General features: G+C 60.0%; 9 protein-coding genes. 4 read left to right on the plus strand and 5 right to left on the minus strand.

The window, feature by feature from the left end; genetic code table 11:
• The first annotated feature begins 246 nt into the window (after positions 1 to 246).
• Positions 247 to 522 (plus strand): hypothetical protein, encoded by a 276-nt coding sequence (locus ERE07_RS15835; RefSeq protein WP_130010013.1) that lies wholly within the window; start codon positions 247 to 249, stop codon positions 520 to 522.
• Here ERE07_RS15835 and ERE07_RS15840 read toward each other — a convergent pair.
• Complete coding sequence (locus tag ERE07_RS15840; RefSeq protein WP_130010014.1) at positions 519 to 1,868, minus strand: sigma-54-dependent transcriptional regulator; 1,350 nt, start codon at positions 1,866 to 1,868, stop codon at positions 519 to 521. The genes ERE07_RS15835 and ERE07_RS15840 overlap by 4 nt on opposite strands.
• Before the next feature lie 239 nt (positions 1,869 to 2,107).
• On the opposite strand from ERE07_RS15840, the gene ERE07_RS15845 reads away from it, so the two are divergent.
• The 3 genes from ERE07_RS15845 (at position 2,108) to ERE07_RS15855 (ending at position 5,838) form a co-directional block, all read left to right on the plus strand.
• Positions 2,108 to 3,058, plus strand: coding sequence for a sigma-54 interaction domain-containing protein (locus ERE07_RS15845; protein WP_130010015.1), 951 nt, complete (start codon positions 2,108 to 2,110; stop codon positions 3,056 to 3,058).
• 214 nt (positions 3,059 to 3,272) lie between these two features.
• On the plus strand, positions 3,273 to 4,793 hold the full coding sequence (locus ERE07_RS15850) for an RNA polymerase factor sigma-54 (RefSeq protein ID WP_130010016.1): 1,521 nt from the start codon (positions 3,273 to 3,275) through the stop codon (positions 4,791 to 4,793).
• A 40-nt stretch (positions 4,794 to 4,833) separates the two neighbouring features.
• Positions 4,834 to 5,838 (plus strand): asparaginase, encoded by a 1,005-nt coding sequence (locus ERE07_RS15855; RefSeq protein WP_130010017.1) that lies wholly within the window; start codon positions 4,834 to 4,836, stop codon positions 5,836 to 5,838.
• 67 nt (positions 5,839 to 5,905) lie between these two features.
• Here the strand turns inward: ERE07_RS15855 and ERE07_RS15860 are convergent, their stop codons facing one another.
• The 4 genes from ERE07_RS15860 to ERE07_RS15875 all read right to left on the minus strand — a co-directional run bounded on the left by ERE07_RS15860 (position 5,906) and on the right by ERE07_RS15875 (position 11,841).
• Positions 5,906 to 6,862, minus strand: coding sequence for a pseudouridine synthase (locus ERE07_RS15860; RefSeq protein ID WP_130010018.1), 957 nt, complete (start codon positions 6,860 to 6,862; stop codon positions 5,906 to 5,908).
• 37 nt (positions 6,863 to 6,899) lie between these two features.
• Positions 6,900 to 9,536, minus strand: a complete 2,637-nt coding sequence (locus tag ERE07_RS15865; protein WP_130010019.1) for a TRAP transporter permease — start codon at positions 9,534 to 9,536, stop codon at positions 6,900 to 6,902.
• A 146-nt stretch (positions 9,537 to 9,682) separates the two neighbouring features.
• Positions 9,683 to 10,681 carry a TAXI family TRAP transporter solute-binding subunit gene (locus ERE07_RS15870; RefSeq protein ID WP_130010020.1) on the minus strand — a complete coding sequence of 333 codons (999 nt, stop codon included), beginning with the start codon at positions 10,679 to 10,681 and terminating at the stop codon, positions 9,683 to 9,685.
• 353 nt (positions 10,682 to 11,034) lie between these two features.
• Positions 11,035 to 11,841, minus strand: coding sequence for a ZIP family metal transporter (locus ERE07_RS15875; protein ID WP_245153756.1), 807 nt, complete (start codon positions 11,839 to 11,841; stop codon positions 11,035 to 11,037).
• Position 11,842: the final 1 nt, after the last annotated feature.

Below are 11,842 nucleotides of genomic sequence, written 5' to 3' on the forward strand. Positions count from 1 at the left end.
CCAGCACATACGGTAAAAAATACCGGCGGTCGTAAAAGCTATACGAGGCGCTTGCGATGCCAAGGGCGGGACGTGTCCTTCATCCAAGATCGAAGCAATATCCATGCCAGTCGCCGTGCCCATCAAGGCAAACCATGGGGGACGCCGTTGCGCGCAGGCATGAGATTTGCAGGGAATGGGCAACAAGGCACGCGGCAAGCAGTTGCTATTGCGCGCTTCGTATCAGACCCGGAATGGAGACTCTTTATGAAAACAATCACACAGACTGCACAGCCGTCCGCCGCCGATATACGGGGCGCCGCGCAGGGATGGATGTATGCGCATGTACCGGAGCCGCCAGAGCACGACCCGAATGTGCCGCCGGGACATGATCCGAACACGCCGCCGGAGCAACCTCCTGTCGAGGATCCAGACAGGGATATCGATCTGCCCCCGAGGGAGGCGCCCGAAGAAATTCGAGACCCCATGCCTCGGCCAGACAAGCAACCTCCGCAGCGAGGCGAGGGGCAATGGCACGCCTAGCGAAGGTCCTTGCCGGTCGGCGCGCTGTCGTCGCTTTCGCCGTATTCCTCAAGCCGGTTGTAAAGGGTTTTGAGACTGATGCCCAGCATCTTGGCGGCTGTCTTCTTGACGCCGCCGCATTGTTTGAGCGTGGCCAGGATGATTTGCCTGTTGGCATCGGCAAGGGATGCACCCACAGGCACCAGGACGTCGCTGTTCAGTTCGGGCGCGTGAGCGTTGAGTTCGAACGACTTGATATCGCCGTCGAGCACGTCATCTCCCAATATATAGCTACGGTATACGTAATTGCGCAGCTCGCGGATGTTGCCCGGCCATGCATACTTTTGCATGGCGTCGCGTGCCGACTTGGAAAACGCCTTGCTGCTGCCATGCTCTTCGTTCAACTTGCCCAGGAAGAAATCAGCCAGAATGAAAATATCGTCGTCACGCTCGCGCAAGGGCGGCAGCTCCAGCGGGAAGACACTGAGTCGATGGTAGAGATCTTCACGCAGCATGCCATTGGCCACCGCCTGCTCGGGGTTTCGGTTCGTGGCGGCCACAACGCGGACATCCGCCTCGGTTTCCTCGTGGGTGCCCACACGCATGAATTTCCCGCTCTCAAGCACGCGCAGCAAACGCACCTGCAAGTCCATGGACATCTCGGTGATTTCGTCGAGGAAGATCGTGCCGCCCCGCGCACGTTCAAAATAACCCTTGTGCTGGCGGTCTGCACCCGTGAAACTGCCTTTTTCGTGGCCAAAGAGCTCGCTTTCGATGAGATGAGGCGAAATCGCGCCGCAATTGATGGGGATGAAAGGATGGTCGCGGCGCGTACTGGCCAAATGAATGGCTTCGGCAGCCAGCTCCTTGCCGGTTCCGCTTTCGCCCACCAGCAGCACGGTGGCCTGCGTCGGCGCCACCTTTTCAATATGCGCACAGAGCAGCTGCATGGCGCGCGACTGGCCTATCATTTTGGCAAAACTGTCCGACGAGACAGGCGGCATGGCCTTGCCTGCCATCAACTTGATTTCGCCAAGAATCCCGCGCAGCCGTCGCAGGCTGACAGGCTTGAGCAGGTAATCGATGGCACCGCAGCGCAGCGCTTCGATGGCGCTGTCTACGCTGGAGTAACCTGTAATAAATGCAACGTGCGTGTCGGGAAGTTCCAGCTCCCGCCAGAACTCCATGCCATTTCCATCCGGCAGATTCATGTCCAGAAAGACAACATCGGGTTTTTGTCGTTCTATCTGTATACGGGCCTGGCGGATGTCGGCGGCCTGTGCCGTTGTGTAACTTTCGTCCGCTGCGATATCAGCGATCAGCTCTCTGATTGCAGCATCGTCGTCGACGATCAAAAGATGCGGCATATGCGTTTGTTCAACAAGATACGTCGTCCCAATCCCTGTTTCCGTCTGTGTGGGACACTGCTACGGGGGAGGTTTTATGGCAATGTGGACAGATACTGATGGCAGTTAGACCAGCAAATTTAACTTTCATTAACCAATCGTACGCGGTTTTCTCACTATCATTTGAAAACAAAAGCATCTAATGCAAGAAATTACTATTTTACCGAACCCCAGAGGCCTTCGTTATCAAACTGCCAGCCATGATCAAATCTTCTAAAATCCTGGGTCGCTCCGGGGCAGCCTTTGACTTGGCGCGCTCTATTGTCAAAGCTGCTCCTACAACTGCCTCGGTACTGATTATCGGTGAAAGCGGCACCGGTAAGGAAATCGTCGCGCGCGCAATCCACAATCGCAGCGAACGGAAGAATGCGCCCTTCGTCGCCATCAACTGCGGCGCCATCACGCCATCGCTGGCCGAAAGCGAGCTCTTCGGTCACGAAAAAGGCAGTTTCACCGGCGCGTCGGCAACCACCATGGGCTGTTTCGAGCGCGCGCACCCCGGCACGCTCTTTCTGGACGAAGTCACCGAAATGCCGCTGGCGATGCAGGTGCTGTTGTTACGCGTGCTGGAAAGCAGCCGGTACAACCGGGTAGGCGGCACCGAACAAATCAATGTGGATCTGCGCATCATCGCCGCAACGAACCGCGATCCCAAGGAAGCCGTGATGGCCGGCACATTCAGGTCGGATCTGCTCTACCGGCTTGCGGTGTTTCCGATTCGCGTCCCCTCGTTGCGCGAACGCAAGTCTGATATCGCCTACCTGGCGCAGCGCTTTCTGGATGAACTCAATCAACAGGAAAAATCAAGCAAGCGCTTTTCCAAATCGTCGCTGGACAATCTTGAAGGCCACAGCTGGCCTGGCAATATCCGCGAACTCAAGAACATTATCACCCGAGCCTTCATCCTGGCGGACAATGAGCTCGATATCCCACCCTTCAGCCCCACGCGCCGCCCCGGCAGCCTTGAAGTGAAGCAAGGCTTCCTGAAGATTCCGATCGGCACCCCGCTGACCAATGCCCAGCGAGCCATCATCATGGCCACCCTCGAGCATTTCGCGGGCGACAAGCAACGGGCCGCCCTGGCGCTTGGAATCAGCCCCAAGACGCTCTATAACCGTCTCGAACGATTCGGGGATAGCCCAGACACCTGAACAATCCCCTGACGCCGCCCCAATGGTCCTGACGCCCCTTGCTGTTTGCACATCTTACACACATCGGTAAGTTTGCCCTTTGATGCGCGCAGGCACGCCATGTGCTTTCCCTGAGCAAACCCCTGAATCCAAACTTGGCATGGTTTTTGCTTGAATCCCTGGTAGAACACCGCTGGAATGCGGTCGCCAGACAAGTAAAAAAAGGGGATTCAAATTGATACAACTCGTCTATGAGCTGCAGGCCAGGCAACAGACTACCCTGACACCCCGGCTGCAACAATCCGTTCGACTGCTGCAGATGTCCACCCTGGATTTCAAGCGCGAAGTCGCCGAAGCGCTTGCCAGCAACCCTTTTCTGGAGGATCAGGAAGAAGGAGGCGCCGGGCAGGATAGCGCGTCGGGCGCGGACAATGCGAAACTGGACGTCGAAGGCAGCCACGACGCCTATGCCCACGCAGGCGATCTCCATGAGCCCGACCGCGACGCCGCCGCGACCAACGGTATGGGCGACGCGGACAGCTACGACGAGGCACCCGAAATCCAGCGTATCGCCTCAGCGCCTGTCGAATCGCGGGCCTACTCCGGCGACTATCCCGCCACGCGCCAGAACAGCGAACGCAACACCGATGTGGGGCAATGGGCGCGGGCCGAAACCAGCCTGCAGGATGCGCTGTACGCAAATCTGTGCGGCTTTTCATTGAGCGAGCGGGACAAATGCCTGGCATTTTTCATCATTGAAGCGATTGATGACGATGGCTATCTACGCGAACCGTTAACGGAACTGGCCGACCCGGCGCAGTTCTCGCCCGCACCAACGCAGGCGGAATGGGAGGTTGCACTGCGTCTGGTTCAGCATCTGGGCGCGCCAGGCATCGCCGCGCGTGATTTGTCTGAATGCCTTGCGCTGCAGATCGAAGCCATGCCTGAGGACACGCCTGCGCGTGCGGTCGCCTTGCGCATCGTCAAAGACCAGCTCGAGCGTCTGGGCCGCTGCGACTACCAGGGCATGGCCAAGGCCACGCTGTGCAGCGTCGAGGACGCACGCACCGCAAGCCTGCTGATCCGCACGCTGACGCCGCGTCCGGGGCGCCGCTACGGCGCGGTGGATCCATCCAGCTACGTGATTCCGGATGCCTACGTCCGCAAGGTGGGCAAACTATGGATCGCCACGGCCAACAACGAGGCCATCCCGCAGGCACAGATCAACGACGCCTATGCGCGCCTGTTTCGCAAGACACGGTACGACGAACGCGCCATGATGGCGCAGGCTCTGCAGGAGGCGCGCTGGCTGATTCGCAGCCTGGAACAACGCACTCAGACCATACAGCGGGTAGCCCAGGCGATTGTTGCGCGTCAGCAGACTTTCTTCGACTATGGCGAGGTGGCGCTTCGTCCATTGATGCTCAGCGAAATCGCCGAGGAATTGGATATGCATGAGTCGACCGTCTCCAGGGCCACGAGCAGCAAGTACCTGGCGACGCCTCGGGGCATCTATGAGTTCAAGCATTTTTTCACGCGGGAGCTGGCCACCAAATCTGGCGGCAGCTGCTCGGCCGGGGCGGTGCGGGCACTCATCCAGGAAATGATCGACGACGAAAACCCCAAGGAGCCCTTGTCCGACGTCACACTTGCGGACAAGTTGGCGCAGGAAGGGATCATGGTCGCCCGCCGCACGGTGTCGAAGTACCGGGCCCAGATCAAATATCCACCTGCGGAATTGCGCCGCGCGCCATGATGGCTAAAATGGGCGGGCCCTCTGGTTTCTGGAATTGTCCATGCCCCATTACCGCCCGCCCGTCATTGCCCTGCTCGGCACTGGCGGCACGATTGCCGCCACGGCGCCCAGCACAACCGCCGTCGCCGACTACACCGTCACGGAAGGCGTACAAGCCTTGCTTTCGGCCGTTCCCGAAATCAATGCGCTGGCTGAACTGCGGCCCCAGCAGGTCTTCAATGTAGATAGCCGCTGCATCGACAACGCCATGCTCTTGCAGCTTGGCACAGCCGTCGACAGCCTGCTGGCCGATGACGCCATCGATGGCATCGTGATCACGCACGGCACCGACACACTCGAGGAAACCGCTTATTTTCTCAATCTGGTCATCAAAAGCCACAAACCGGTTGTCGTGGTAGGCGCCATGCGGCCGGGTTCGGCCATGAGCGCCGATGGGCCGCTCAATCTCTATAACGCCGTCCTGCTGGCCACCTCGCCACACGCCCAGGGGCTCGGGGTGCTGGTGACGCTCAATGATGCCGTGCATGCGGCACGCTATGTGCGCAAGGCCCACACCACGCATGTACAGGCCTTCAGTTCCGAAGATGCTGGCTGCATCGGCCGCATCCACAACGGCCGCGTGATGCTCTCCCGCGGGCCGGCTCCATGCCATACCCGCGATACGGAATTCTCAATGCAAGGGCTTCAAGGGCAACATCAGCTGCCCTGGGTGGATGTGCTCTACGATCATCAAAATGCCGGACTGCATCTGTACCGGGCCGCCATCGAGGCAGGCGCGCGCGGCATTGTCGTTGCCGCATGCGGCAACGGCAGCCTGTCTACGCAAGCTGAAGAAGGCTGCAGGCTAGCCGTGGCGCAAGGCATTGTCTGCGTGCGCAGCAGCCGCACCGGCGCCGGCCTGGTTTCCGCAAGCCAGCAGGATGCCGCGCGCCGCCTGGTGTCCAGCAACACACTCAATCCGCAAAAGGCGCGCATCCTGCTTATGCTCGCGCTGACGCGCAGCACCGACCCAGCCGCCATTCAAGCCTGCTTTGATCGCTATTGACTGGCGTTTCACGCCGCGCATGAAAGCATGCACGCCACGCCCGGCCTGCATGCCGGCAAGCGGCGACTCAACGCTGCAGCTGCCGCGCACTTTCGAATACCCGCTGCGCGCCCGTAAAAGGATCCTTGAACGCGACGCGGCGCGCCAGCAATTGCAGCGGCCGCGAAAAATCATCGTCCCGTAGATATGTTTTCAGCACAGGATAAAGCCTGTCGTTGACAATGGGCATGTCCAGCGCGCTCATATGCGCGCGTAGCTGGTGCTTGCGCCCCGTCAATGGCAACAGCCGGTACAGGCCCAGCCCGCCGCCCAGCGTTTCCATCAGCTCAATGCGCGTTTCGCTGTTGGGCATTTCCGACAGCCGCGATGTCACCACGAACGCCCCGGGTGCCGTATCGATGCGGCTTTGATACACGCAGGGCAGTGCCAGGCCCTGGTTCAACGCCGCGATCGCCTCGTATTCCTTGTAAACAGCCCGCGCCTGGAACAGTGATTGATACGCGCCGCGTGCCTGCGGATCCAGGCAAAACACCAGTACGCCCGCGGTATCGCGATCCAGTCGATGCACAGGCGCAAGCAGTGGAAGGTCGAACTGCAATCGCAAGCGTGTCAGGGCGGTTTCGTGCAGGTGACGCCCACCGGGAATACTGGCCAGGAAATGCGGCTTGTCCACGACCAGCAGACGCTCATCGCGGAACAACACCGGCAGATCAAAAGGTACGGCAGGCTCGCGCGGCGCTTCGCGGTAATACCACAGCCAGATGCGTGGACGGTATGCGGCGCCGGCATGCTGGGCGACACCGGTCTCATCCACAATGTCGCCACGCGCCAGCCGCTCAGCCAGGATATCCGCCGGAACATGTGGAAACCGCTGCGAAAGATACTCGCCCATGGTCAGCCAAGGTCCGTCCGGCAAATAAACACGGCTGGCGGCCACGCCCTGCCGAGGCGGCAAGGGCGCAACGGCCGGCAGGCGGCCGCCCGACCCGGACTTGCGCCGTGCCGGACGTGGACCATTCAGCATGTCATCAAGAGCGCCCAAGCAAACCTAACCCACGCGTTCAAGCCGGAACAGGATCAGGCAAGCCCTTGCGGCGCATCCGCACGCCTTGCTTGAACCAGATCAGCGCAAGAATCAGCAGCGCAGGCAAATACACCCAGAACTCGGAAGGCCGATCCGGATTAGGCACCAACACCTGATCAATGTCCCAACCCTGCTCCCAGCCCGCCTTGCGGGCCTGACTGCCGAAACGCACCGACGCAATCTGGGCCTGGTCGCCCATCGCCATGACGGTGAGCCCCGCCGCCATCAGGCGCTGCTGACCGGCCGCATCGCCGGTCGCCGTATTGCCTTCGGGCAAGGCAGGCAAGGGAACAGCCACGGTTTTCTGCAGCTCATCGCCTTCCAGATTCATGCCTTTCAATACCGTGACCAAGCGTCCCTTGGCGGGCATGTCGGCGGTAATCTGCAGCAGTTGGGAGGGCGGATGCGCTTCGTACTTGGCATAAAGGTGATTCATGAACCAGTCTGGGCGGAACAGCATGAAGGTCACGACAAACAGCAGCGCCACTTCAATCCATGTTGCCTTGGTGCGCATCCAGAACATGGTGCCGGCGGCAAACGTCAGGGAAGCAAGCGTCGCGCCGCCAACCACCAGAAACAGCTCCCACCAACCATTGATATCGATCAGCAAGAGCATGGGATTGAAGATGAACATAAAGGGCAAGACCGCCGTGCGCAGCGCATACGTCACACCCTGCACGCCCGTCTTGATGGGATCTTCGCCCGAGATCGCCGCCGCCGCGAACGTTGCCAGCCCAACCGGTGGCGTGATGTCCGCCATGATGCCGTAATAAAAGACAAACATATGCACGGCAATCAAGGGAATCACCAAGCCACTTTGCGCGCCCAGTTCAACGACAACAGGCGCCATCAAGGTCGCCATCAGGATGTAGTTGGCCGTAGTGGGCATGCCCAAACCCAGCACCAGGCACACACCGGCCGTGAAGAACAGCATGGCCAGCACGCTGCCCATGGAGACCAGTTCCACAAACGCGGTCATGCGCAGCCCCAGACCCGTCAGCGTGATGGCGCCCACAATCAGCCCTGCGGTACCGCAGGCGATGGCAATGCCTATCATGTTGCGAGCGCCTTCCTGGAGGCCGGTAATGGCATCGGACAGACCTTGACGCAGGCGCGGCGCAATCGGTTCCTTGCGGAACAGCGCCATCAATGGCCACTGCGTCACCATTTGCGCCAGCATGGTCACCACCGCCCAGAAGGCGGACAGGCCAGCCGAGAACTGTTCTACGGTGAGACACCACACCAGCACGCCGATCGGAATAAGATAGTAAAGGCCTGCGCGCACGGTCGGCCATGGCTCGGGCCTGACCGGATTGGTAATGCTGATTTCGGTGGGCAGATCCGGATGCGACGCGGCGATCTTCACCAGCCACAGATAAAGCAGCACCAACAGCCCCATCAATATCCAGATGGCTGCATCGCCGGCAACCCCCTGTACGCCCACGCCTATCCAGTAGACCAGGCCCATGACGATCACGCTGCCCGCGATCCCCATGCCCCATCCCGCCATCTTCTGCAGCGCCGTGCGCGGCTTGCCAGCCGACATCATGGGCTCTATGCCCAGCTTGAGGGCTTCCAGGTGAACGATATAAAACAAGGCCACGTAGGAAATCGTTGCAGGCAGCAGGGCGTGGCGAATGATATCGGTATAGGGGATGCCCACATACTCGATCATCAGAAACGCTGCCGCCCCCATGACAGGCGGCATGATCTGGCCGTTGACGGACGACGCGGTCTCGATGGCGCCCGCGCGTATGCCGCCATACCCGGCCCGCTTCATGAGCGGAATCGTGAAAATCCCGCCTGTCACCACATTGGCCACCGAGGATGCGGAAACAATGCCATTAACCGCCGACGAGACCACCGCCACCTTGGCGGGGCCGCCCCGCAAGTGGCCCAGCAAGGCGAACGACACCTGCATCATGTAATTGCCCGCGCCGCATCTGTCCAGCAGCGATCCGAGCAAGACAAAAATAAAGATATAGGATACCGACACGCCCAATGCCACCCCGTAGACGCCTTCGGTGGTCAGCCACATGTGCGACACCAGCCGCTCGATGGAGGCGCCGCGGTGCGCCAGCGCGTCGGGCAGCCAGGGCCCGAGAAAGACGTAAGCGACAAAGATAATACCCAGGACCGCCATCGGCGCGCCCAGCGCGCGCCGCGTGACTTCGAGCAGCAGCAGCATGCCGATTGCCGCCGTCACGACGTCCATGGTCGTGGGGATGCCGGGCCGGGTCGCCAGTTCCTGATAGAAGAAAAACAGGTAGGCGCCGCAAAAGCCAGCCATCAGGGCCAGCACCCAGTCGAACCAGGGCATCTGGTCGCGCGGCGAGCTCTTGCGCGCCGGATAGGCCAGATAGCCAAGAAACATGGCGATGCCAAGATGCAGCGCGCGGGCTTCGGTATCGTTGAAAATCCCGAAATTGAATGTGAAGGGCAGCGGTGACGCCGTCCAGAGCTGGAACAGCGACCAGATAATTGCGCCGCCAAATAGCACGGCACCCGTGATGCCGCCTACGTTGCGCCCGCCGCGATCCACGTCCGCGACCAGCTGTTCCAGGTGAGCATTCGTCTGCTGCGCGGCGGTAGCCGGCGATGGTGTCGTGCCCATGAGCGTTTCCTATTGTGTTGCTATGTGAATCGCCTCGCCAAACAGCGCGTCGTGCTGGCCAGGACAAACGTGCATGCCAGCTTGTGGCCACGGGCATACACACAACCGCGAGCATACCTCACAGGGTATGCCCGCAGCCCTGCCGCTTACAGCAGGCCTTTTTCCTTGAAGTACTTCTCGGCACCCGGGTGCAGTGGCGCGGACAAGCCGTTGGACACCATGTCCTTGGGCTCAAGATGTCCGAACGCGGGGTGCAGTTTCTTGAAATCCTCGAAGTTTTCGAACACGGCCTTGACGAGCGTGTATACCGTTTCTTCGGGTACATCGGCCGATGTCACGAACGTTGCCAGCACGCCATAGGTCTCGGTATCCTGGGGATTATTGGGATAGAGCCCCGCAGGAATCGTGGCCTTGGCATAGTAAGGGTACTGCTCAACCAGCTTGTCCACGGCCGGGCCCGTCAGCGAGACCAGTTGCGCACCGCAAGTCGTGGTTGGATCCTGGATGTTGGCGGAGGGATGGCCGACTGCATAGAAAAAGCCATCAATCTTGCCGTCGCACAGCGCTGAGCCATGCTCATCGGGCTTGAGCTCGGACGCGAGCGAGAAGAACGAGTAATCCTCGCCACGTGCCTGCAACAGCAGATCCATGGAGGCACGTGTGCCCGAACCAGGATTGCCGACATTGAAGCGCTTGCCCTTGAAGTCATCAAACGATTTGATGTTGGCTTCCTTGCGGGACACAACGGTAAAAGGCTCGGGATGAATGGAGAAGACCGAACGCAGCTTATCGAACTTGCCGGCGTCCTTGAACTGGCCTTCTCCGTTATAGGCATTGAAGCCAACATCGGATTGCACCACGCCCAGATCCAGCTCCCCGGCCTTGATCGTGTTGATGTTGAAGACAGACCCGCCCGTGGACTCGACCGAACAGCGGATACCGTGGGACGAGCGGTCTTTGTTGACCAGACGGCAGATCGCGCCGCCAGCGGCATAATAGACGCCGGTTACGCCGCCCGTACCGATACTGACGAATTTTTGCTGGGCTGCGGCGGGCAGCGGTGCCGCCACCGCAGCGACCATGGCTGCCGCACTGGCGGTCAGCGCCAGTCGCTTGCCGAGTGAAGACGTAAAGAATTTACGCATTGACGATCTCCCTGATGACATACTGGAAAGAAGCCGGCTCGTAGCCGGCAGAGTGTGTACGCCTGCGGTCTTGGCGCAAGCGACTGCGAGAACAATACACGGCCTGAGATTGCGCGAATGCACGTAAGAAAACCGCCTTGGCAATTTAACCTTGGATATTTAAATTTGGCGGTGCGGTTCAGTCTCCGAGGCTGACCACAGACCTGTTGCACGAACGAATATGATCCCAACGCCGAAGTATCAAGTCTTAACAGGCGATATGCTACATCGGCTCGCCACACTGTAAGCAACTATTGCGTCGGGGTTTTTCCTAATATTCAGTCAAGCAAGGTAAAAAATGCCGGGTTCGCGAATCACCCAAGCGCCGTATCCAGCAGCATCATCAGGACAAACCCCGCCATCAAACCGATTGTGGCCGCGGTTTCATGGCCCTGGCGGTGTGATTCGGGGATGATTTCGTGGCTGATGACAAAGAGCATGGCGCCAGCGGCCATCGCCAGGCCCCAGGGCAGCAGCGTGGCCGACAGGCCGATCACCACCACGCCCACAATGGCAGCCAGAGGTTCGATCAACCCCGACAATACGGCTACGCCAACAGCCATGCCTCGCGAATAGCCTACCCCTGTCAGGGCCAGGGCAACGACCAATCCTTCGGGGATGTCCTGAATGGAGATACCGGTTGCCAAGGCCTGGCCGCCTATCATATCCGGCCCTGCAAACCCTACCCCGATCGACAGCCCTTCAGGAAAATTGTGCAGACAGATCGCCAGCACAAACATCCATACGCGCTTGAGCTTGCGCGCGCCCCCGCCCTCCACGCCTTTGATGAAATGCTCGTGCGGCACAGCTTTGTCTATCCATAGCAGCAGCCCGGCCCCCAGCAAAATGCCGGCGCCAACAATGCTGCTGGATCCCCAACTGCCGGCCCCCTGATCCTGCGCCACCTGCAAGGCAGGAATAACCAATGAAAACGAACTGGCCGCAAGCATCACGCCAGCGCCAAATCCCAGCATGGCATCATGCGCGCGCTGAGAAAACCGGAACGACAGGACGACTGGCAAGGTGCCCAGCGAGGTGGCCGCCGCCGCGACACAGCCCCAGGCAAGCGCATTGAGCAAGGTGTCGTTGCCGGGAACCATAACGCCGTATACGCCCACCATC

Source organism: Allopusillimonas ginsengisoli (assembly GCF_004153455.1).
In the GTDB taxonomy this organism is placed as follows: Bacteria; Pseudomonadota; Gammaproteobacteria; order Burkholderiales; family Burkholderiaceae_B; genus Allopusillimonas; species Allopusillimonas ginsengisoli.

Bases quoted from the DNA above. Each gene is read 5' to 3' on its own strand.
- ERE07_RS15835 (WP_130010013.1), top strand. From the start codon at position 247: ATGAAAACAATCACACAGACTGCACAGCCGTCCGCCGCCGATATACGG.
- ERE07_RS15855 (WP_130010017.1), top strand. From the start codon at position 4,834: ATGCCCCATTACCGCCCGCCCGTCATTGCCCTGCTCGGCACTGGCGGC.
- ERE07_RS15860 (WP_130010018.1), bottom strand. From the start codon at position 6,862: ATGCTGAATGGTCCACGTCCGGCACGGCGCAAGTCCGGGTCGGGCGGC.
- ERE07_RS15840 (WP_130010014.1), bottom strand. From the start codon at position 1,868: ATGCCGCATCTTTTGATCGTCGACGACGATGCTGCAATCAGAGAGCTG.
- ERE07_RS15845 (WP_130010015.1), top strand. From the start codon at position 2,108: ATGATCAAATCTTCTAAAATCCTGGGTCGCTCCGGGGCAGCCTTTGAC.
- ERE07_RS15865 (WP_130010019.1), bottom strand. From the start codon at position 9,536: ATGGGCACGACACCATCGCCGGCTACCGCCGCGCAGCAGACGAATGCT.
- ERE07_RS15875 (WP_245153756.1), bottom strand. From the start codon at position 11,841: ATGGTGGGCGTATACGGCGTTATGGTTCCCGGCAACGACACCTTGCTC.
- ERE07_RS15870 (WP_130010020.1), bottom strand. From the start codon at position 10,681: ATGCGTAAATTCTTTACGTCTTCACTCGGCAAGCGACTGGCGCTGACC.